Here is a 22,872-nt window from a genome sequence, read left to right as displayed (position 1 = left end):
CACCTTAAAGGAGGAAATGGAATGAATTTAATACCTACAGTTATTGAGCAAACGAACCGCGGAGAACGCGCATACGACATTTACTCCCGTCTTTTGAAAGACCGGATCATCATGCTTGGAAGCGCGATCGACGACAACGTCGCAAACTCCATTGTAGCACAACTATTATTCTTGGAAGCAGAAGATCCAGAAAAAGATGTCTCCATCTACATCAACAGCCCTGGCGGCAGCATCACAGCCGGTATGGCGATCTACGATACGATGCAGTTCATCAAGCCGGACATCCAAACCATCTGTATCGGGATGGCAGCTTCTATGGGTTCATTCCTTTTGACAGCTGGAACAAAAGGCAAGCGGTATGCGCTTCCTAACGCAGAAGTCATGATTCACCAGCCACTCGGCGGTGCTCAAGGGCAAGCGACGGAAATTGAAATTGCAGCGAAACGCATTCTCTTCCTTCGCGAAAAATTGAACACAATCCTATCCGAGCGCACAGGCCAGCCGGTCGAAGTCATTGCGAAAGACACAGACCGCGACAACTTCATGACTGCAGAGCGTGCGAAAGAGTATGGTCTCATTGACCACATCATCACGAGAAGCGACATGAAAGACCTTTCAAAATAAGTTAGAATCGGCGGCTATCCTCTAAACCGGAGGGTAGCCGTTTTGCGTCTAATCCAATCCCGAATAGCGTATGCTGCAAAAAAGGTGAAACTTTTTAACAAGCCAGCCAGTAGAATTAGACAACCAACGTTTCAGAGCAACCGGCAATCGGGTACAAGAAACGTATTGATGAAAGAGGAGTGGAGTTCAATGAAAAAAATTTTAGGACCGATCGCAGTCATCGTCGGCATCATCGTCGTACTCGGTATTATTCTTGTCCCGAGTTACAATAAGTTCGTTAATTTAGAAGAAGATGTAGATCAATCATATGCGCAAGTCGAAAACCAATTACAGCGGCGGTTGGATTTGATTCCAAACTTGGTCAACACAGTGAAAGGATACGCGAGCCATGAAAAAGAAGTCATGACCGAAATCGCAGATGCCCGCTCCCGTTTGGCTGGAGCCAAAGGACCGGAAGAACAAGCTGCAGCTGATGCAGAGCTGACAAGCGCACTCGGCCGACTGCTCGTCGTAGTTGAAAACTATCCGGAATTAAAGGCAGACCGACAATTCACCCAGCTCATGGATGAACTCGCCGGCACGGAAAACAGAATCGGTGTCGCACGGAAAGACTACAATGACGTGGTAGCAAACTACAACCGACAAACGAAGCGCTTCCCGGGTAAACTCGTCGCTTCCATTTTCGGATTCGATGAAAAAGAATATTTCAAAGCAGACCCAGCTGCAACTGAAGCGCCTAAAGTTGACTTTGAGGATGGCAAAGGCTGATGCGCACCGCATCCCGCTTCATCCTGATGGCCCTCATCTTCATAGCGGCCATCCTGCCGGGACGGGCATTGGCAGCGGATGTCCCTCCTTGGAACAAATATGATGAGTATGTGCAAGACCATGCGAATATTTTATCAGAAGACCAAAAAGCGGAGTTGAATCGTTTAGGGAAACAGTTGAATGACGGAACTACCGCGGAGCTGGCGATTCTGACGTTGGATAGTATCGGAGATGAACCAGTTGAAACATATGCTGTAGAAGCTCTCCGTCAATATGGATTAGGTAAAAAAGGGAAAGATAATGGAGCTCTTCTAGTAGTAACAACAGTGCCAAATGAAAGTGGTAAACGTTGGTTTTACTTAACGGTCGGCTATGGCTTGGAGGGAGCGCTCCCAGATGGAAAAGTGGGACGGATCATCGATGATGTCTCCATGCCTTACTTGGAGAAGAATAATCCCGAACCGGATATGGCCATTACCGAAGCATATAAAGCATTTTATAATGAAATTGCGAAAGAATATGACTGGAATGGCGAACTGGCACAAGTGCAAACGATCGAACGCTCGGATGATGGTGGGGGATTAGGCATCCCAGCTCCAATCGTCATCTTGATCATCATTTTCCTCTTGATCCGAATGTTTGGAAGCGGAGGCGGCCGTGGAGGCGGTGGCGGTCCGGGCAGACGCAGTCGATCACGCGGACCGATATTCTTCCCAGGTTCCTTTGGAGGAGGAGGCGGTTTCGGTGGTGGTGGCTTTGGCGGCGGCGGAGGATTCTCCGGCGGTGGCGGCTCCGGTGGCGGAGGCGGCGGTGGCCGAAGCTGGTAATGAAATGAGGCATCCAATCCTTTGTGGGTTGGATGTTTTTTTATTGTTAATGGTCAAGTGCATTCAGCGCGGAATAAGAAAAACCAATCATGTTAATCCAACCCGCGAAGCAGAAGTCACTATCGACAAGCCGGGCGCGCATAAAGTAGTCGTACCCGCGCATAAAGAACCCCCAGCCGCGCATACGACACCCGTACCCGAGCATACACGTCATCCAGCCGCGCATACAGCAGGCACACCCGCGCATAAACCTCTCCCTACATAAAGGACATGATAATTCATGTGGTTTCTGCTAATCAAACCTCTATATGGTCAAGTGCATTCAGAGCGAAGTAAGAAATCAATCATAGTTATCATCCCGCGAAGCAAGTAACTCCACCAACAAGCCAGGCGCGCATAAAGCAGCCGTACCCGCGCATAACGAACCCCAGCCGCGCATACGACACCCGTACCCGAGCATACTCGTCCTCCACCCGCGCATAAACCATCCACCACACCCCCACCCAACTTGTCCTCCCACTCTCTCATCGCTTATAATCAACCCATACATAACAAAGAACGAGGGTGGAAACGATGCAAGTCACTTTTTACACAAGACCAGGCTGTCATTTATGCGAGGACGCGGAAGCGATGATGAAGCTGGCGCAAGAAGATGTCCCGCTTACGTGGACGACGGTCAATATTGAAGAGGACGATGAAGCTCACGAAAAATACATGCTGATGATTCCGGTAATCGAGAAAGATAGCGAGGTTTTACTGTACGGATCCATCGGTTATATTGACATATTAAATTTGTTTGAAAAATGAAAGGAATAGGTATACAATAAATACAAGATCTATTTTTTTATCTTAGGTGGGACAAAAATAAATAAGTGGGACATTTTTTGTCCATAGAAAAGAGGGGCTTTCATTGAACTCGGATTTCCTCGAGGCGCAACGGAAGCTTGTGCCTGAAATGATGGATCTCATGCAACAGCGATATAGTGCATTAAAATTTATTGATATGAGCGGGCCGATCGGGAGGCGGCAGCTAGGCCAGGTGGCGAAGCTGTCGGAACGGGAAGCGCGTAATGTGCTGGAGGCTCTTCGGGATGCGGGCTTGATCCGCATTGAGAAGGAAGGAGCCAGCGTGACAGAGGAAGGCAGGCAGATGCTGTCGTCGCTGCGTACTAGTATGGATGATTGGTCGGGCCGTAATACGCTTGCACGCTATTTGGAGCAGACGATCGGCATCCGGAAAGTCATTGTTGTCCCTGGCGACTCTGATGTGACGTCTTCTGTCAAAGCCGTCATTGGCAAAGAGGCGGCGGAGCAATTTGTTACGTTGATCGGAGACGGTCAAATTGTGGCGGTGACGGGCGGCAGTTCGGTTGCGGCGATCCCCCCTTTTATCGGGAAATTCCCGGAAGCTGAACGGTTGCGGTTTATTGCAGCAAGAGGCGGCGTCGGGGAGGATATCGGCTTGCAGGCGAATGTCATCTCGGCATTATTTGCCCAAGCTTGCGGTGCAACGTACAGCACGTTCTATTACCCCGAAACGCTAAGCGAAGAAGCGCATGAGGTGTTCCGGAAAGAACCTGCCGCGCTTGAGATGATGGCGCTGTATGAGAAGACGGATTGCGTCCTGCATGGGATTGGCGATGCAAAAAAGATGGCAGCGATACGGAATTCATCGGATGAGGAATTGGAATTGCTGGAACAGGGGAAAGCTCTTGGAGAGGCATTTGGTTATTATTTCGATGAAAACGGAAACGTTGTCTATCGACTGCGGACGGTTGGCATAAAGACCGAACAGTTGGAACATGTCCCGCTATTAATTGCAGTGGCAGGCGGTGCAAGCAAAGCAGCCGCGATACTCGCCTATATGGCTAGCGCGCCTCGGCAAACGATCTTAGTGACCGATGAAGGGGCAGCCGCTGAAATGCAACGGATACTACGTAAAAATACTTAAATAGATGGAGGTCATTCACATGACATTGAAAATGGCGATTAACGGATTTGGACGAATTGGCAGAGTGGTATTTCGGGAAGCAATGGCGCATGACGATATTGAAATCGTCGCGGTCAACGATTTGACGGACGCAGCGATGCTGGCGCATTTGCTCAAGTATGACTCGGTGCATGGAATCTTTGATGCGGAAGTCGGATCGGATGAAAATCATCTTGTCGTCAACGGCAAAAAGATTCGCGTCTATGCTGAAAAAGATCCTGCGGCGTTGCCTTGGAAAGAGCTTGAGGTTGATGTCGTCATTGAATCAACAGGCGTCTTCCGCGACCAAAAAGGACTTCAAAAGCATATCGATGCAGGAGCGAAAAAAGTAATTCTGTCAGCTCCAGCAAAAGGCGATATCAAAACATTGGTTATGGGCGTCAACCACAAGGATTATGATGCAGGTTCCGACCATATCGTATCGAACGCTTCTTGTACGACAAACTGCCTGGCACCTGTCGTCAAAGTGCTTAACGACGAGTTTGGCATAAAACGCGGCATGATGACAACAGTTCACTCATACACAAATGACCAGCGTATCCTGGACTTGCCGCATGACGATTACCGCCGTGCGCGCGCTGCTGCGGAATCCATGATTCCAACGACAACTGGCGCAGCATCTGCCGTTACAAAGGTAATCCCTGAATTGAAAGGGAAGTTGGATGGCATGGCAGTTCGTGTTCCAACACCGAACGTATCGCTCGTTGATTTCGTTGCAGAAGTCGGCAAGGAAGTGACAGTCGAAGACGTAAATGCAGCTTTGAAAAACGCGTCTGAGAATGAATTAAAAGGTTTCTTGTACTACAATGAAATCCCGCTCGTGTCCCGCGACTATAACGGCAACACAGCATCTTCCACTGTAGACGGCCTGTCCACAATGGTGCTTGACGGCAATATGGTGAAAGTCATCTCTTGGTACGACAATGAATCAGGATACTCTGCACGCTGCATCGACTTGGCATTATACATGCAGCAACAAGGGTTATAATCAAATCATAGCCAACAAACAACCTACGTCTTATAATGTAGTTGGGTAGAGGAACGGATCAGCCCGTTCCTCTTTTTTTCTACCATCCGATACCGGGTTATTTTCTGCGGTAGCAGATGTTGGGATATGGTATGATTAGTCGGAAAGAAGTTGATGGGGATTCCCCTCAAAAGGAAGTTACATTACATACGGAGGTGTGCTATTTTTCATGATGTCCAAACAGACGATGAAAGATATAGAACTAGGTGGCAAACGAGTTTTTTGCCGGGTTGATTTTAATGTGCCGATGGAGGATGGAGCCGTTACGGATGATACGAGAATCCGCGCTGCTATCCCGACGATCGAATATTTGACCAGCCAAGGGGCCAAAGTCATTTTAGCAAGCCACCTCGGCCGCCCGAAAGGCGAAGTGAAAGAGGAATTCAGACTAACAGCGGCAGGGGAACGACTATCCCAATTGATCGGGAAACCGGTAAAGAAGCTGGATGAATCGATCGGATCAGCTGTCGAAGAAGCAATCGCTTCCATGCAGGACGGAGACATCCTATTGCTTGAAAATGTCCGTTTCCATTCAGGTGAGGAAAAGAACGATCCTGAACTCGCAAAACAATTTGCTGCGCTTGCGGACTTGTTCGTCAACGATGCGTTTGGCGCTGCACACCGTGCACATGCATCGACAGCAGGCATCGCAGACTATTTGCCTGCGGTTTCCGGATTGCTTCTGGAAAAAGAATTGGACGTGCTTGGAAAAGCTTTATCCGACCCGGACCGTCCGTTTACCGCAATTATTGGCGGAGCGAAAGTAAAGGACAAAATCGGAGTCATCGACCACCTGCTTGATAAAGTCGATAATTTATTAATTGGCGGCGGACTCTCCTATACATTCTCAAAAGCGCAAGGGTACGACACAGGCAACTCGCTTTTGGAAGAAGATAAAATTGAACTGGCAGCCTCATTCATTCAAAAAGCAAAAGACAAAGGCGTCAACTTGTACTTGCCGATCGACGCGGTCATTGCGGATGAATTCTCTGCGACTGCCAACGTACAAACAGTGAAAATCGATGCAATTCCTGCCGGCTGGATGGGTCTCGATATCGGGCCTGAAACAGCAGCACTTTATGCAAAAGTAATCGAACAATCGAAATTGGTTATTTGGAACGGGCCGATGGGCGTGTTTGAAATGGAGCCATTCTCGCAAGGGACGAAACAAGTGGCTGAAGCAATGGCCCGCACGGAAGCGTATACCGTTATCGGCGGCGGCGACTCTGCAGCAGCTGTTGAGAAGTTCAATGTCGCAGATCAAATGGATCACATTTCTACAGGCGGCGGCGCATCCCTTGAATTCATGGAAGGCAAGGAACTTCCGGGCGTATCTGCTTTAAACGATAAGTGAGAGGAGAGATCGAAGTGCGGAAACCGATCATTGCAGGAAACTGGAAAATGTATAAGACGATGGGGGAAGCAAAAACCTTTGTCGACGAAGTAAAAGGCAAGCTGCCCGCTTCGGATGTCGATGCGGTCATTTGCTCGCCGGCACTCTATTTGGCTGAGCTCGTCCAAATGACGAAGGGCACCCCTCTCTCCATCGGAGCCCAAACGATGCACGACAAGGAAGAAGGCGCGTTCACGGGCGAAGTAAGCCCGGCCATGCTTGCAGACCTTGGCGTCGGGTATGTCATTTTAGGTCACTCCGAACGCCGGCAATATTTCAATGAAACAGATGAGTCGGTTAATGCGAAAGTGAAAGCTGCTTTTGCCCATCAATTGACACCAATCGTCTGTGTCGGTGAAACATTGGAAGAGCGTGAAGCAGGCGAGACGGTCAGCCGCGTTTCTGACCAAGTGAAAAAGGCATTCCAAAACATCGAAGGAACAGACGCAATCAACGCCGTTATCGCATACGAACCGATTTGGGCGATCGGCACAGGGAAAACAGCGACGGCTGATGATGCGAATGAAGTATGTAAAGAAATCCGTTCCGCCATCGCAGCATTGTACGACCAGGAGATCGCAGACAGCATCCGTATCCAATACGGCGGCAGCGTGAAACCTGAAAATATCGTTGAGCTTCTGTCCAAGGAGCATATCGACGGCGCACTCGTAGGCGGTGCGAGCCTAGATCCGGCATCCTTCCTGAAATTGGTGGAGGCGGGCGTCCATGAGTAAAGGACCGGTAGCACTCATCATCTTAGATGGCTTCGGCCTGCGGGATGAGAAATTCGGAAATGCGGTCGCTCAAGCGAATAAGCAGAATTACGATTTACTATGGAATAACTTTCCTCATTCCACGCTCACGGCATGCGGCGAAGCCGTCGGTTTGCCGGAAGGGCAGATGGGGAACTCCGAAGTCGGCCATTTGAACATCGGGGCCGGCCGGATCGTCTACCAAAGCCTGACGCGCATTAACAAGTCCATCAAGGATGGAGACTTCTTTGAGAACCCGGCTTTGCTGAAGGCGGTCCAGCATGCAAAACAAAATGGCACCGCGCTTCATTTGATGGGGCTTGTATCGGACGGGGGCGTCCACAGCCATTATGAGCATATGTTTGCCCTCTTGCGATTAGCGAAAATGAACGGGCTGAAAAACGTATATGTCCACGCATTTCTGGACGGGCGCGATGTCGGCCCGAAAACGGCGATGGAGTATATCGGCCAAACCGAAAAAGTAATGGAGAACTTGGAAGTCGGCAAGATTGCGACGGTCTCGGGACGTTATTACGCGATGGACCGGGACAAGCGATGGGACCGCGTGGAACTAGCGTATCGCGCGATCGTCGATGGAACAGGGAACATGGCGGGTTCTGCATCGGAAGGAATTCTCAAATCATATGACGAGGACGTAACGGATGAATTCGTCGTGCCGTTCGTCATCGAGAAGGATGGAAAGCCGGTCGCAACGGTCAATGAAGGAGATGCGGTCATCTTCTTTAATTTCCGTCCAGACCGCGCAATTCAGCTATCCCGTGCGTTTACGGATCCATCGTTTGACGGATTCCATACAGGACCGAAAACGCTCGAAAATCTGGAGTTTGTCACCTTTACTGAATACAGTGAGGAAGTCCAGGCGGATGTCGTTTTCCGAAACGATAACCTCGTCAACACGATTGGCGAAGTCCTATCGGCGAACGGACTGCGGCAACTGCGTATAGCAGAAACCGAGAAATACCCGCATGTCACCTTCTTCATGAGCGGCGGACGGGAAGAGGAGTTTGAAGGGGAAACCCGGATTCTCATCGCTTCTCCAAAAGTCGCGACGTATGACTTGCAGCCAGAAATGAGCGCAGTGGAAGTGACGGAAGCGCTGCTTGCGCAAATTGATGACGACAAGCAGGATGCCATCATTCTCAACTTTGCCAACCCGGACATGGTCGGCCATAGTGGCATGCTGGAGCCGACAGTTAAGGCGATTGAGACGGTGGACGTATGCCTCGGCCAAATCATCGATGCCATCCATGCGAAGGGCGGCGTTGCGATCGTAACAGCTGACCATGGCAATGCGGATGAAGTGAGGACAGAGGAAGACAAACCGATGACAGCCCACACGACGAATCCCGTGCCTGTCATCATTACCAAGCATGACATCACGATCCGCGAGGGCGGCATTCTAGCCGACCTGGCCCCAACGATGTTGAAGCTGCTCGGAATTGAACAACCTGCTGAAATGACAGGAACACCATTATTTTAATTAAGGAGAGAATAACTATGCCAATCATTACACATATCCAAGCAAGAGAAGTCCTTGATTCACGCGGAAATCCGACAGTCGAGGTGGAAGTGTTCACAGAAAGCGGAGCATTCGGTCGCGCCATCGTTCCTTCCGGCGCATCGACAGGCGAATACGAAGCGGTTGAGCTGCGTGACGGAGATGCGGACCGCTACAATGGCAAAGGTGTTCTAAAGGCGGTTGACCATATCGAAGAAATTATCGCAGAAGAGCTCGTGGACCGTTACTCTGTACTTGACCAAGTTCTTGTCGACAAAGCGTTGATTGAACTCGATGGCACGAAAAACAAAGGAAAGCTTGGCGCGAACGCGATTCTAGGCGTTTCCATGGCGGTTGCACATGCGGCTGCTGATTATCTCGATATCCCGCTTTATCAATACTTAGGCGGTGTCAACGCGAAGCAATTGCCGGTACCAATGATGAACATCCTAAACGGCGGCGAACATGCGGATAACAACGTTGATATCCAAGAGTTCATGGTGATGCCAGTCGGTGCAGAATCATTCCGCCATGGACTTCGCATGGGTGCGGAAATCTTCCATAGCCTGAAGAGCGTCCTCAAAGCAAAAGGCTTGAACACAGCTGTAGGTGATGAAGGCGGCTTTGCGCCGAACCTTGCTTCCAACGAAGAAGCACTTTCTACGATCATTGAAGCGATCGAAAAAGCGGGCTACAAGCCAGGCGAAGAAGTATTGCTCGCGATGGACGTCGCATCCTCTGAGTTCTATGACAAAGAAGCAGGCAACTATAACTTGGCTGGCGAAGGCATCGTCAAGACTTCAGCAGAAATGGTTGATTGGTACGAAGAGCTTTGCAATAAATACCCGATCGTTTCCATCGAAGACGGCTTGGATGAAAACGACTGGGCTGGCCATAAATTGCTGACAGAACGCCTTGGCAAAAAAGTGCAGCTTGTCGGTGATGACCTGTTCGTAACGAATACAGAGAAATTGGCACGCGGCATTGAAGAGGGCGTTGGAAACTCCATCCTTATCAAAGTAAATCAAATCGGTACATTGACAGAAACATTCGATGCGATCGAAATGGCGAAACGCGCGGGCTATACAGCTGTTATTTCCCACCGCTCCGGCGAGTCGGAAGATACGACAATTGCCGACATCGCAGTAGCGACAAACGCTGGCCAAATCAAAACGGGTGCACCTTCCCGTACGGACCGCGTAGCGAAATACAACCAGCTTCTTCGCATTGAAGATCAGCTCGATGATACAGCGCAATACCTAGGAGCACGCACTTTCTATAACTTGAAAAAGTAATAGACCGAGCAGGAACCTCTTCACGACATTTCTGCATAATCAGACGGAATTGACAAATGTTGTTGTCACGTTTGGCAATGTTTGATAGAATAGAAATGTCGTGATGTACTATGCAGGAGGTGGGAACAAAGTGCATGCTTTGTTAATGACGTTGCTTTTAATTGTCTCAATCGCTTTAATCGTAGTAGTCTTATTGCAATCCGGAAAAAGTGCAGGCCTGTCAGGAGCCATCTCCGGTGGTGCTGAACAACTTTTTGGAAAACAAAAGGCGCGTGGATTGGACCTCGTCCTCCAACGGGTGACGATTGTATTGTCCATTCTGTTTTTTATTTTAGCAATTGCGATCGTTAAATTTTAACAACATATTGTAAGCAGACTTGCTCAGCGCCTGACCTTCCAAGTAGGGTCAGGCGTTTTCTTTTCTCTTTCATTGGGAAGAATAGGATAAGAGAAGGAGCGCATGATACATATAGGTGACCATTTACATCTAAACGTTTTGGAAGGATGATTGATTTGAGAATTGCTCAACCGAAACCGTTTTTCTTTGAAAAGGGGAAGCGTGCTGTCCTCTTGCTGCACGGATTTACCGGTACATCAGCTGATGTCCGGATGCTCGGCCGTTTTCTGGAGAAGAAAGGCTATACATCACTTGCGCCGCATTACCGCGGTCATGGCGTTCCGCCGGAAGAATTGATCGAGACGGGACCGGACCAGTGGTGGGCCGATGTCGAAGCAGGATATAATCAGCTGCGTGAGGCAGGCTATGAGGAAATCGCAGTCGCCGGCTTGTCGCTGGGCGGCGTGTTTTCATTGAACGTAGGAATGAATTATCCGGTAAAGGGTATTGTGACAATGTGTGCGCCAATGTCGATGAAGACGACGGACACGATGTTTGAAGGCGTGTTGAAATACGCGAAAGACTATAAGAAGTACGAAGGAAAAGAGGAGTCCGTCATCGAAGAGGAAGTGGATGCTCTTCGCGGAAAAACGATGCCGTCTTTGGCAGACTTACGGGCCCTTGTATATGATGTCAGAGATAAACTCGACCATGTGTATGCGCCGTTATTTGTCGTCCAGGCGACGCAGGATGAAGTCATTGATCCCGATTCGGCCAACGTCATTTACGACAACACCGAATCGCTCGATAAGCAAATCAAATGGTATGAAAACTCCGGCCACGTCATTACATTAGGGCCGGAAAAGGAACAACTCCATGAAGATGTATTTCAATTTCTTGAATCATTGGATTGGAACGTGTGAAACTGTAACTAGATGAACATGTTGTAGATAGAAGGAGGGGACTTTATCATTGGAATTTTTTGATGAGCAATTAAGAGAACGTCTCTTGGCATTCATGAAAGAGGAATCGTATAAACCGCTTACGGTCCAGGAGATTCAGGAATCATTAGGAATCGAAGGGGCGGCGGAATTCAAGGAACTGGTTAAGATGCTTGTCCATCTCGAGCAGAAGGGCGACATCGTCAGATCACGGACAAACCGATACGGCGTGCCGGAGCGCATGAATCTCGTGCGCGGCAAATTTATCGGCCATGCGAAAGGCTTCGGATTTGTGACCCCGGAAACGGAAGGCATGGATGATATTTTCATTCCGCCGACAGAAGTGAACGGCGCAATGAATGGCGATATCGTACTCGTACGTATTGCGAACAGCTCCATGGGCGACCGCCGCGAAGGAACGATCATCCGCATCGCGGAACGGAAGACGACTAAAGTCGTTGGGACATATCAGGACAATCGCGGCTTCGGTTTCGTCATTCCGGACGACAAACGGCTGCCGATGGACATTTTCATCGCGAAAGGCCATAGCCTGAATGCAGTGGAAGGCCATAAAGTGGTCGTTGAGATTACAGAATGGCCAAGTGAACTGAAATCGGCAACGGGCATGGTCGTGCAAATTCTCGGGCATAAAAACGACCCGGGCGTCGATATTTTATCGATCATTTATAAACATGGCATTGAAATCGAATTCCCGCAAGAGGTCATGGATGAGATTAAATCGACTCCGGACACGGTGCAGGAGAAAGACTTGTTCAAGCGCCGTGACTTGCGCGACGAACAGATCATTACGATTGACGGCGCGGATGCCAAAGACTTGGATGATGCTGTTTCCGTCGTGAAAAACAACGATGGCACATACGTCCTGTCCGTCCATATCGCTGATGTCAGCCATTATGTGCGGGAGAACACGGCACTGGACGATGAAGCGTATGAGCGCGGAACGAGTGTCTACTTGACCGACCGGGTCATCCCGATGCTTCCTCATAAGCTGTCGAACGGCATCTGTTCGTTGAATCCTGGCGTCGACCGTCTTACATTGTCGTGCCGGATGACGATTGACGGAAGCGGAAAAATCACCGACCATGAAATTTTCGAAAGTGTCATCCATTCGAAAGAGCGGATGACGTATACGGATGTGTATAAGATCATTGCGGAGAAGGACGAAGAGCTGCTCAAAAAGTATGAGCATATCGTGCCGATGCTCAATGATATGGGCGACCTCGCTGCCATCCTACGCCAGAAGCGGATGGGTCGTGGCGCGATTGACTTCGATTTTAAGGAATCGAAAGTCCTTGTCAATGAAGAGGGCTGGCCGACGGACATCGTGCTGCGTGAACGGACGGTTTCCGAGCAGCTGATCGAGGAATTCATGCTCGCGGCAAACGAAACAGTGGCGGAGCACTTCCACTGGCTGAATGTGCCATTCATCTACCGGATCCACGAAAATCCGAAAGAGGAAAAACTGGCGCGGTTCTTTGAGTTCCTGACGAATTTCGGTATTGTCGTGAAGGGGACAGGAAACCATGTCCACCCGCGTGCCTTGCAGGAGATCATCGAATCGATCGAAGGCCTGCCGGAAGAGACGGTTATTTCGACGATGTTGCTTCGTTCGATGCAACAAGCGAAATACTTCGAGGAAAGCCTCGGCCATTTCGGCTTGTCGACCGATTTCTATACGCACTTCACATCACCGATCCGCCGTTATCCGGACTTGATCGTCCACCGGTTGATCCGCACGTACTTGATCGAGAAGGACCTGTCGTCCGAAACGATTGCCCACTGGAACGCTGCACTGCCTGAAATCGCCCAGCATACATCCGACAGGGAAAGACGTGCAGTTGATGCAGAACGCGATACAGACGCATTGAAGAAGGCACAGTACATGCTCGATAAAATCGGTGAGGAATTCGACGGCGTCATCTCGTCCATTACGAATTTCGGCATGTTCGTCGAGCTGGAAAACACGGTGGAAGGACTCGTCCATGTGAGCTACATGACAGACGATTACTACCGATTCGATGACCGCCAAATGATGATGATCGGTGGCCATACAGGCAAGCAATTCCGCATCGGGGACGAAGTGACGATCCGCGTCGTATCCGTCAAACCGGAAGAATCCGCGATCGACTTTGAAATCGCCGGCATGAAGCAATCATTCCACCGGACACGTAAGGAAACGCCGAAAGTCATCCATGCGAAAAAGCAAGGAGGATCGGAAGGCGGCAAACGCGGGGAAGGAAAGCGAAGCGACAAATCGTCACCAGGCAAAAAACAGGGCGGACCGAGCCAAAAGAAGAAATTCTATGAGGGCGTCGCCAAGAAAACAAAGAAACGTCCAAGAAAGAGAAAATAGGCCGGAGCGGCAATCCCCTCCGGCTGCTTTAGAGGGGTGTTGACAATGGGAAAAGGCCAAGGAAAAGTCATTGCGGTCAATAAAAAAGCAAACCATGACTTCGCAATCGAAGAAACAATCGAAGCGGGCATCGTCCTCCAAGGGACAGAAATTAAATCAGTCCGTAACGGAAAGGTCCAGCTTCGCGACGCGTTTGTCCTCATTCGCAACAACGAAGCATGGATCTCCAATATGCATATTAGCCCGTACGAGCAAGGGAACCGGTACAACCACGACCCAATCCGTTCCCGCAAGCTGCTATTGCATCGCAAGCAGATCAGTACGCTCGTTGGCCAAATCAAAGAACAGGGCGTCGCCATCGTCCCGCTCAAAATGTACTTGAAGGACGGCTTCGCCAAAGTCCTGATCGGCATCGGGAAAGGGAAAAAGCTCTACGACAAACGGGACGACCTGAAGAAAAAAGAAGCAAAACGCGAAATGGAACGCGCCTTCAAAGCGAAGCAGCAATACTAAGCGGAAGCGTTTTCCATTGAAATTGCTGCAGAAACATTGTATGATAGGGACAGTGATAGTTCAGAAACCTGCTATGCTTCGGGCGTAGCATTTCCTGACTCTCCAGTTGATTGTGTTGAAAGGCAGGCATAGCGCCTGACTGATTCAACCTTTTATACCGGGGACGTTACGGATTCGACAGGGGTGGTCTGAGCTTGAGCTGCGCGTCGGAGGGCTCGACTCCGTCAGAAACGACAGTTAATAATAACTGGCAAAACAAACAACAACTTAGCATTCGCAGCGTAAGCTGATGAATCTGCCTAGCAGTTCCATCGCCCATGTGGCATTGTTAGGCTCACCTATTAGTGGGATACGGTAACGGTCGCCTCCTGAGGCCGTTGCAAGAGACTACCAGGATAGCGCTCAAGACGCCTTGATTGACGGCATAATGCAGCGCGAACCGTAAGTAGTCAATCTACACGCGTAGACGCTTAAGTATTGGAGCCTTTGGACGTGGGTTCGACTCCCACCGTCTCCATAGTTAAATGGACAAAAAAGTAGTCGTAACAATGATTTAGAAAGATAGGGGTATTGAACAGGGGTTGTACTCTTGGGCAATATCCCTATTTTTTATGATTTTTTGGATAAAATGATGAGTAATAGAGGCTTTGCATCGTTAATCACTAAGCAGATTAGAATGAAAGTTGCTATTAAAGGTAAAAGGTATACTTCATTTAACTAAGGCCCATTATATTTATAGATGAGAAAAGAAAAGTAGGTGAACAACGTGGGGAAATATCAATTGGACAACAAAAGTAAAACGGCTGTGGCAAAATATCATGAACAAAACAAGGCGGTCAAATTTAATAAAAAGCAGCACCTGGAAAAAATACGTACGGAGTATTTGAAGAAAAAGCAAAAACAAACAGATAAATAATTTGAATGAAACATAGGAAGAGTAAAATCTCCCTATGTTTTTTCTTATTCTTAGGTCTCTTGTTCAAATTGCATAGTAAAGCTTGATATTTTTTTTGATGGAAATTAAAAAGAAATAGAAGAGAGACCTTCTATTTCTTAAAGGGGATATTTAACAATTCCGGAACTGTAACAAACTCGTATCCCTGCTCTTGCAGTGTCGGTATAATTTGTTGAAGCGATTTGATTGTATTGGTTCGATCTCCAGTTGATTCTGCCCCATCGTGCATGAGAATAATCGCGCCAGGATGTATTTTGTCTAATACATTTGAAGCAATAACTTCCGGCGGGTCTTCCTGCCAATCCAACGAATCAACCGACCAGCCAATCACGTAATAGTTCATGTCGCGTAGTTTTTCGACTAATTCATTGTATAAGAAGCCATATGGCGGCCTAAATAATTTTGTCCGGTAACCAATAATGTCGTTCAAAGCATCTTCCGTTCTAGTTGCTTCCCGCTCTAAGGTTTGGAGGTCGGCTTCTTTGACAAGGTTCAGATGGGAATAAGTATGGTTTCCGATTACATGCCCCTCATTTTGCATTCGCTTGACAATATCAGGATTAGCAACGGCTTTTGAACCTAACACGAAGAATGTTGCTGGTACATTATACTGTTTCAATACATCTAATACATCATTTGAAAAGCGTGGGTCAGGACCATCATCAAAAGTCAAAGCAACTCGTTTTTGATCAGCAGGACCTTGCAAGAAAAAGATATCTGGATACCGTTGTTGTAAAATTCGTAGGTCAACTGGCTGTTGGTCAGGCATTTTTTCTTCCTGATCATTTTGTATGACCGCTTTCGACCATTGTCGCGATATATTTATCGAGGGTTCCTCATTCGCATGAACAGTCATGATATCTGTTATATGAAAACTAAATAATATCCCCATAACCAACAGCCACTTGAATAGTAGAACTTTCATCCATTCGTCTCCTTTTTTATGCCATTGTGTTGATAACACCATTGTTATTTTCGACGAAAGCGGGTTAATTATTCAAAAAAGATTTTAAGGATCAGTCACTATAACCATTCAGAATCAAACGAGTGCCTAGTCCCTTTCCATATAGTATGGAGATAAATTCATAAGAAACAGTAGTTAATATAACTGTCAAAACAAACAACAACCCTAGCATTCCAGTTTGTACGAAGAATTTAGAATTCCGTTTGAAAATTATAAACAAAATCAAAGCGCAAGTAATTTTCGAACTAAAGTGTCAGTATGACGTTGTGGATTTAGTTGAAGTCGCAGGCATTCCACGTTTGATTAGGAAACGGATATTTTCTATTGAAGTGAACCATCATAAGTTGGATTGAAAGGTACAGCACCATCAACAAATATTGGAAAATAAATAAAGTAAGGAGGAGTTTGGCTTGTTCCGCTTAGTTCTATTGTTCGGAATGACTTTATTAGTCGGTTTGATTCCATTGAATGAAACGTTTGCTCAAGAGGATTACGACAAAAGGGAGGTTGCTTCTTTCCTGACACAGTTGTTTGTTGATCGTAATGACTTTCTTGTCAATCAACTTCCGGAATCCATTAACAAGTATTATATCCATACCGAGAAGGTAAGCCTCTACGCTTATCAAATGGAATTAAGACGCGGAAAGTACCTCAATACTTGGGCAGATAAACGTGGCATACAGCTTATAGGAGCAGAACCCACTATTCGTATTACTCGTTTCAAAAAAGATGGGGATGTAGCGTATGTTTCCCTGGTACAGACGGCCAAAATATCGTATGACTATAATACAGTATATCCACGACCACCCCAATCCTTTGGTGTCGGTACACGGCATGCTCTTACATTGAAGAAAATAGATGGTAATTGGATGGTATTAAAGGAATGGTATTTGGATCCGCTTGAAGAAAACTCAGAGTTAATAGCGGATTCACCAGTGGGCTTCCCCCATCTTTCTCCCGACAACGAAACTTCACAGAGTAAAGGGCGATATAATCGTGAACGTGCAGTGGCCTATGCCAATAAGTACGCGGGCCTAGCTTGGGGAGCCGGGAATAATAACCGTTACAATTCGAAATATAAGGATTACACACCACTTGGCGGAGACTGTACCAACTTTGTATCCCAAGTTCTTGGCGACGAGGAGGAAGGCGGCGGTTTGCAGAAAACGCGCAATTGGAGAAGTGGAAGTAAAGCATGGATACAAACGGATGCTTTTGAACATTTCTTGCTCGATTCCGGATATGGACGTTTGATTGCAAAGGGGACATTTACAGAAGTTACTGAATCAAGCGACAAACATCCACATGGAGCAATCTCAAGATTAAAGCCAGGTGACGTGATCGGCTACACGCTGAATGGAGATACGGACCATTTTTCGGTTGTGGTAGGACAAGATGCTAACGGCTATCCGTTAGTGAATTCCCATACTGCGGATCGGTATCGTGTACCGTTTGACCTCGGCTGGGATAAAACAACGAAATATATCCTTGTTCATATCAATGATTAATTGAAAAATCGAAAAAAGGTCTTTGTAAAAAGTCTCCGTAGTCTACCCCTGTGATTTTGTTCATATAGTTATTAGGACAAGGTCACTTGGGGTGAATAGATGAGACTGCCTACCTTTATTAAACAAACAGCGCTGCGTACTGGTGCTATATTTCTCGTTAAAGTAATCGGCCTTGCCGTTCGCATTCCTTTGTTTAGACTTCTCGGCTCAGAAGGAATGGGAATTTATCAAATTGTATATTCTGTTTATGGTTTCGCACTTACGTTGCTCTCAGGTGGTTTTCCTGCATCGTTGGCATTATTGACCGCTAAGGATAAAAAAGAGGGTTGGCTTGTTTATAAAAGTCTGGCTGTACCCATTTTTTTTCTTGGAACTGTTTCCAGTTTGCTTTGTTTCGCCATAGCGCCTACTATTGCACATTTTCTCGGAGATAACAGCTTGACGTTTCCCATCCGCTGCCTAGCTCCGGCGCTTTTTATTGTTCCACTGCTTCAACTATACCGAGGATTCTTACAAGGTGTGGAGTTCTACGGATATGTGGCCGTTTCTGAAATAATAGAACAAACGGTTCGTGTTGGAACAATGATTTTGCTTGTAGTTCTATGGATGGAACAAGGCACTTATGCTGCCGCAGGGGGTGCCGTTTTCGGTGCATTTCCAGGTGCCTGTATCGCATTATTGTTTCTTTGGTCGCTGAAATATAATAAAAGATTGAATCTGATACCTGCCATCAATAACGGAACATATAATAAATCCGCCAGGTGGCTGATCCTTGGACCTGGAATTTTTTTGTTTATCAAATCATCCTTTGCTATTACATTAACGCGTATCGTTATGCCAGCGTCCGATTTTCTTGATGCGTTAATCATTCCTAGCCGTCTGCAAGTTTCTGGCCTAAGTCAATCAGAGGCTATTGCCATTTTCGGAGAGGTATTCGGAATCGCGACAACTATCGTATATCTACCTACTATTGTTACCGCGGCAATATCATATACAATGGCTGCTAGGTTAACGGCCAATTGGCAAAACGGGAAAAAAAGCAGTTTTGTTGAGCGTTCCAGTATGTCCTTAAAAATCGGGTGGTTCTGGGGAATCAGTTCCATGTTAATCCTTTTTTTTTATGCGGATAATTTATCTATGCTGATTGTGGGTAGTCAAGAGGCAACCGAAGCAATACGCTACATGTCTTATGCTCCTCTTATTGCCGGCATGCGGGAGCTAACGACAACGATCCTTTGGGCGGCTAATCAAAAAAAGGCTCCCCTAGTCGGTTTACTAGTGGGCCTTATTTTTTCTGCCATCGCCGCTTATTATTTAACGGCGATACCGGGATTCGGTTATGCAGGTGTTGCGATTAGCGCTTTTATCTTGGAAATAACAGCCCTCCTCTGGAATGCGCTCATTATACAAAAAAGATGTTAAGGGTGTTTCAAGTAATGACGTTATTGGCATATTAATTTTTCTTGTGTCAAAAGGCTTTCTTAACGTTCCGTTCGAAAACTTTCTGTTGTATATCGGTATAGAATCAGGAACCATGCAATCACTCGGCTGCATGCTATTTTTTATAGGATGCATTGCCTTATTCTTGCTGCTTCGATTTTGTGGAAGTGGAAGCTTTAGAAGGTGTTTACTTTTCTCGGCCTCAAAACGCCTTGATTGACGGCAAAGGTGCGCGCGAACCGTAAGTAGTCAATCTACCACGCGTAGACGCTTAAGTATTGGAGCGTCAACTTTTGCTAGCGATTCGAATTAGCAATAGATAGGAACGAAGCAAAAGGTCTTCCACGGGACCAATATACGGTGGAAGACCTTTTCTACTTATGTTAGGGTAAGAATAATTTTTTTTATAGATTTTTTTCTTTTTTCGTAAATAAGATGGCGTGATCCCAGATAATATCGTAAAGATCTGGGCCAACCCCTGTTTCTTTGTCTTGGTAAATCCTAAAACCTATAAAGGCATCTTGATCATTATCAACACCATAGGCACTTCCTAAGGGGTTGCCTTCACTGTACGGTACAACAACAACACGGTCATTATCCATCTCTCTTGCCATTTTGAATACATAATAGTAATTAGTGTTCTCATATTTTTCCGGAAAAAAATCAGAAGCAGAATGAGGAAACTCAACGCTATTGAAAGCTCCAACAACGCCGTTTAATAGCTCTGCACCATAGAAACTGGCTTGGCATAATGTAGCTTTTCCAGTTTTTTCATGATTTACCCCGTATATGATGATAAAATCATCATCGCTTTTGAATTGGAAATTGCCTGTTCTTAAATAGAGCGCATCATTATTATCTCCCAGACAAGTCACGTCCTGCATAATACCTTGAAAACCTTCCATAACCCATTTATCTGTATTCAAGTCAACGTGGTCGTATTCTGAGCCTCCATATCTTTGAATAATCTCGTTGCGTAAGTGATCAAGTTCCTTTCGTGCATGAGGCAAAACTTGATATTCAGTCGTATTTGTTTCCCTCATTTTAAGAATTGGGATCGGCCATGGGGTTCGATTAGCGAAAGGAATGTTAGGCGTAATGCGTAATACCTTGAAAAATTTATCGACATTCTGGATATAGGCATCGCCAATTTCCTCTTGTGCCCATAATTGAGCCCTCATCACAAATAAAAAGGTATCCTTTCCTTTCTCTAGTCCCATGTCGACCATATCCAACGGTATGTTGTCATTATTCATAATGTTGGAGCTATATCCGGCAACTCCCAGGGCATCACGTACTTGTTGATTAACAGATCTGTCAGCTGTACTAATGATAATGGTGGAGCTGTTAAAAGGGGACCCGCTCGAACCTTGAGGCGTTTGTTCCGTCCATATTCCCCGATTACTCACTGAATCACCTAGACTTGCAAAGAGCATGTGGTAAAAACCAGTCTGATCGTTTCCTGCTGTAACAGCATCACTATAGTCTTTAAGTGGTTTATTTTCTGCTAATCCAAGGTAGCTTCTGAAGCTAAAATAATAGGCAGGTGGGGGTGTCTGGCCAATAAGTACAATCGCCTCATCAGGCCTCAGTTTAAACGTTGCGCCTGGTATGATCGCGTTTATGTTTTCCGGATAATTATTAGGGTTATTCGGATTATATACTATAGGAGGATCTTGTCCTTGAGATGGATCCTGGTTGGGAGCCGGCGGCAAGGTTAAAACCGCATATGGAGCATTTGCATTATTTCCGAAACACGAGGGAACTTTTCCTTCACTGGCTAATTGTAGAATATCTACATATTTTAATTTTCCTTCTTGAACAATATATCCTCTTTTGTTCAATGTCGATATAAATGTATTAAGACCTCCATAAATCGTAGAGCCTTCTTGATTATACACTGGTCTGTAGTGCCGGTATGGATTAAGATACCCATTAAGAGCATTGTACGTATGATGTGAGTTAGCAAGCGAGGGATAAAGATAGTAGGAATTTGAATCAAACCTATAATCATTGTACATATTTCTCACTCCTTAAATTCCTTCCTAATTATCATATGTTATATGCCTAGTATGGGTTCAGATTTTTGTGGGGGAAGAAAAATCCTCCTAAACCAACGACAAGACAGCATTTCTGTGAGAAGGTGGTTCGACTCCCGTCGTCTCCATAAGATGAAATCAGTGTTAAAACCCTTGATATATGAAGTGACCCCTAAAAGTTAGACACGGTATTACTTCAGGCAGCTTGGGTAAAATGAGTTCGGTATTGCACCGGACTCATTTTTAATTTTGCCTTCAACCGTTTTGTATTATAGTAATTGATGTATCTTTCCAGTTCTATTTTGAAATGTTCTACACTTTCAAATTCCTTTAAATAGAGGAACTCGGATTTCATAATGCCAAAGAAATTTTCCATCACAGAATTGTCGTAACAGTTTCCCTTGCGGGACATACTTTGCACAATCCCCCTAGACTCAAGTGCGTGACGATATTGCTTCATTTGATAATGCCAACCTTGATCCGAATGCATTAGTAGCTGGTGGTCCTCCGGCAAGCGTTCCAAAGCCTTCTCCAACATATCGGAAACAAGTGAATACGTTGGTCTTGAACCAATGGTATAGGTAATGATCTCACCGTTAAACAAATCCAATACAGGTGATAAATAAAGTTTTTCCCCAAACAGCTTAAATTCCGTAATGTCGGTGACCCATTTTTCGTTTGGGGCATCTGCAGTAAAGTTGCGTTCTAAATTATTAGGCGCGATTTTACCAACCGTCCCTTTATAAGATTTATATTTTTTCATACGGACCAAGCACTTTAAACCTAACTCTCTCATGATGCGCTGAACCTTCTTATGATTCACCTTTCGTCCACGATTGGCAAGCTCATCACGGATACGACGATAGCCATAACGTCCTTCGTGTTCTTCATAAATCGACTTAATTTCTGCCTTTATATCTGCGTCTGGATCTGGCTGATTCAGACGTGCCACCAAATGATAATACGTACTCCGTGGAATACCAGCGAGCTTCACGAGTAACTTTACCGGATATGCATGCCTTAGTTCAAAGACTACTTGCGCTTTGTCTTTTTTGGTGATTTTTCCTTGTTTTGAACTAAGGCATTCAACTTTTTTAAATACGTGTTTTCCATTTCTAGTTGTTTAATACGAGCTTCAAGCGCCTCAGTAGACCCTTTAACCGGTGCAGGTTTATGTTGTTGATTGGATTCCTTTTTCACGGATGGACGCCCCTTTTTCTTTGATTGAAGGGCATCCACTCCTTGTGTCTCCAACTGTTTCCTCCAAACTAAAATTGTAGAAGGGGAAGGGATCTTAAAAATAGCCGCAGTTTCATTTAAGGATGTGCCCTGTTCAATCATGTAATTGAGTACGTCCAGTTTAAACTGTTGTGTGTAAGTTGTACAAGACTTAATAAAAGCTTCGGCACCATGATATTCGTATTGTTTGACCCACTTAAGGATTGCTTTATTATCTGTCTGCAAAGACTTGGCTATTTCATGTGAACTTTCCCTGCCATTTAAATAACGATTAACTGCATGTAACTTATCTTCTACAGTAAATTTAGCCATAGAAAAACTGCACCTCCAATTATTAGATGGTGTCTAACAATTGGGGTGCAGTTCA

General features: G+C 46.3%; 20 protein-coding genes and 1 other RNA gene. 18 read left to right on the top strand and 3 right to left on the bottom strand.

Annotation, left to right across the window (positions count from 1 at the left end):
• Positions 1-21 precede the first annotated feature (21 nt).
• The 16 genes from clpP to L7D49_RS11925 all read left to right on the top strand — a co-directional run bounded on the left by clpP (position 22) and on the right by L7D49_RS11925 (position 15,276).
• Positions 22-624 (top strand): ATP-dependent Clp endopeptidase proteolytic subunit ClpP, encoded by a 603-nt coding sequence (gene clpP / locus L7D49_RS12000; protein ID WP_238081140.1) that lies wholly within the window; start codon positions 22-24, stop codon positions 622-624.
• 189 nt (positions 625-813) lie between these two features.
• Positions 814-1,392: a LemA family protein gene (locus L7D49_RS11995; protein ID WP_238081138.1), complete on the top strand. Its 579-nt coding sequence runs from the start codon at positions 814-816 to the stop codon at positions 1,390-1,392.
• Complete coding sequence (locus tag L7D49_RS11990; protein WP_238081136.1) at positions 1,392-2,219, top strand: TPM domain-containing protein; 828 nt, start codon at positions 1,392-1,394, stop codon at positions 2,217-2,219. The genes L7D49_RS11995 and L7D49_RS11990 overlap by 1 nt, the downstream gene beginning before the upstream one ends.
• Positions 2,220-2,792: 573 nt before the next feature.
• A complete protein-coding gene (locus L7D49_RS11985; protein ID WP_238081133.1) occupies positions 2,793-3,026 on the top strand; it encodes a glutaredoxin family protein in 234 nt (77 codons plus the stop codon).
• Positions 3,027-3,129: 103 nt separating this feature from the next.
• Positions 3,130-4,170 carry a sugar-binding transcriptional regulator gene (locus L7D49_RS11980; protein ID WP_238081132.1) on the top strand — a complete coding sequence of 347 codons (1,041 nt, stop codon included), beginning with the start codon at positions 3,130-3,132 and terminating at the stop codon, positions 4,168-4,170.
• A gap of 19 nt (positions 4,171-4,189) precedes the next feature.
• Positions 4,190-5,197: a type I glyceraldehyde-3-phosphate dehydrogenase gene (gene gap / locus L7D49_RS11975; RefSeq protein WP_238081129.1), complete on the top strand. Its 1,008-nt coding sequence runs from the start codon at positions 4,190-4,192 to the stop codon at positions 5,195-5,197.
• 208 nt (positions 5,198-5,405) lie between these two features.
• Positions 5,406-6,590 carry a phosphoglycerate kinase gene (locus tag L7D49_RS11970; protein ID WP_272493176.1) on the top strand — a complete coding sequence of 395 codons (1,185 nt, stop codon included), beginning with the start codon at positions 5,406-5,408 and terminating at the stop codon, positions 6,588-6,590.
• 14 nt (positions 6,591-6,604) lie between these two features.
• Positions 6,605-7,363 carry a triose-phosphate isomerase gene (tpiA, locus tag L7D49_RS11965; RefSeq protein WP_238081127.1) on the top strand — a complete coding sequence of 253 codons (759 nt, stop codon included), beginning with the start codon at positions 6,605-6,607 and terminating at the stop codon, positions 7,361-7,363.
• Complete coding sequence (gene gpmI / locus L7D49_RS11960; protein WP_238081125.1) at positions 7,356-8,882, top strand: 2,3-bisphosphoglycerate-independent phosphoglycerate mutase; 1,527 nt, start codon at positions 7,356-7,358, stop codon at positions 8,880-8,882. The genes tpiA and gpmI overlap by 8 nt, the downstream gene beginning before the upstream one ends.
• 17 nt (positions 8,883-8,899) lie before the next feature.
• On the top strand, positions 8,900-10,195 hold the full coding sequence (gene eno / locus L7D49_RS11955) for a phosphopyruvate hydratase (protein ID WP_238081123.1): 1,296 nt from the start codon (positions 8,900-8,902) through the stop codon (positions 10,193-10,195).
• Between the two features lie 130 nt (positions 10,196-10,325).
• A complete protein-coding gene (gene secG, locus L7D49_RS11950) occupies positions 10,326-10,553 on the top strand; it encodes a preprotein translocase subunit SecG (RefSeq protein ID WP_238081121.1) in 228 nt (75 codons plus the stop codon).
• Positions 10,554-10,699: 146 nt separating this feature from the next.
• Entirely contained in the window at positions 10,700-11,455 is a 756-nt protein-coding gene (locus L7D49_RS11945; protein WP_272493175.1) for an alpha/beta hydrolase, read from the top strand.
• A gap of 94 nt (positions 11,456-11,549) precedes the next feature.
• Complete coding sequence (rnr, locus tag L7D49_RS11940) at positions 11,550-13,847, top strand: ribonuclease R (protein ID WP_418895879.1); 2,298 nt, start codon at positions 11,550-11,552, stop codon at positions 13,845-13,847.
• Positions 13,848-13,892: 45 nt separating this feature from the next.
• Positions 13,893-14,360, top strand: coding sequence for an SsrA-binding protein SmpB (gene smpB, locus L7D49_RS11935; RefSeq protein ID WP_184211722.1), 468 nt, complete (start codon positions 13,893-13,895; stop codon positions 14,358-14,360).
• A 159-nt stretch (positions 14,361-14,519) separates the two neighbouring features.
• Positions 14,520-14,880: a transfer-messenger RNA gene (gene ssrA / locus L7D49_RS11930) on the top strand.
• Positions 14,881-15,126: 246 nt separating this feature from the next.
• A complete protein-coding gene (locus tag L7D49_RS11925) occupies positions 15,127-15,276 on the top strand; it encodes a hypothetical protein (RefSeq protein ID WP_238081115.1) in 150 nt (49 codons plus the stop codon).
• 130 nt (positions 15,277-15,406) lie between these two features.
• On the opposite strand, the gene L7D49_RS11920 is transcribed toward L7D49_RS11925, so the two are convergent.
• The gene (locus L7D49_RS11920; protein ID WP_238081113.1) at positions 15,407-16,240 is read right to left on the bottom strand and encodes a polysaccharide deacetylase family protein; all 834 of its coding nucleotides are present in this window, start codon (positions 16,238-16,240) and stop codon (positions 15,407-15,409) included.
• Between the two features lie 449 nt (positions 16,241-16,689).
• Between L7D49_RS11920 and L7D49_RS11915 the strand changes: the two genes are divergently transcribed.
• On the top strand, positions 16,690-17,787 hold the full coding sequence (locus L7D49_RS11915; protein WP_238081111.1) for an amidase domain-containing protein: 1,098 nt from the start codon (positions 16,690-16,692) through the stop codon (positions 17,785-17,787).
• A 99-nt stretch (positions 17,788-17,886) separates the two neighbouring features.
• Positions 17,887-19,209, top strand: a complete 1,323-nt coding sequence (locus L7D49_RS11910; RefSeq protein WP_238081109.1) for an oligosaccharide flippase family protein — start codon at positions 17,887-17,889, stop codon at positions 19,207-19,209.
• 422 nt (positions 19,210-19,631) lie between these two features.
• On the opposite strand, the gene L7D49_RS11905 is transcribed toward L7D49_RS11910, so the two are convergent.
• Both L7D49_RS11905 and L7D49_RS11900 read right to left on the bottom strand, forming a co-directional pair.
• Positions 19,632-21,248 carry a hypothetical protein gene (locus L7D49_RS11905; protein ID WP_238081107.1) on the bottom strand — a complete coding sequence of 539 codons (1,617 nt, stop codon included), beginning with the start codon at positions 21,246-21,248 and terminating at the stop codon, positions 19,632-19,634.
• Positions 21,249-21,462: 214 nt separating this feature from the next.
• A protein-coding gene (locus L7D49_RS11900) for an IS3 family transposase (protein WP_238080140.1) occupies positions 21,463-22,817 on the bottom strand; the annotation gives its coding sequence in 2 pieces (ribosomal slippage) (positions 21,463-22,364 and positions 22,364-22,817; 1,356 coding nt in all).
• Positions 22,818-22,872 lie beyond the last annotated feature (55 nt).

The organism is Sporosarcina cyprini (assembly GCF_022048975.1).
GTDB lineage: Bacteria > Bacillota > Bacilli > Bacillales_A > Planococcaceae > Sporosarcina > Sporosarcina cyprini.
This window is presented reverse-complemented; position numbering and strand designations above follow the sequence as displayed.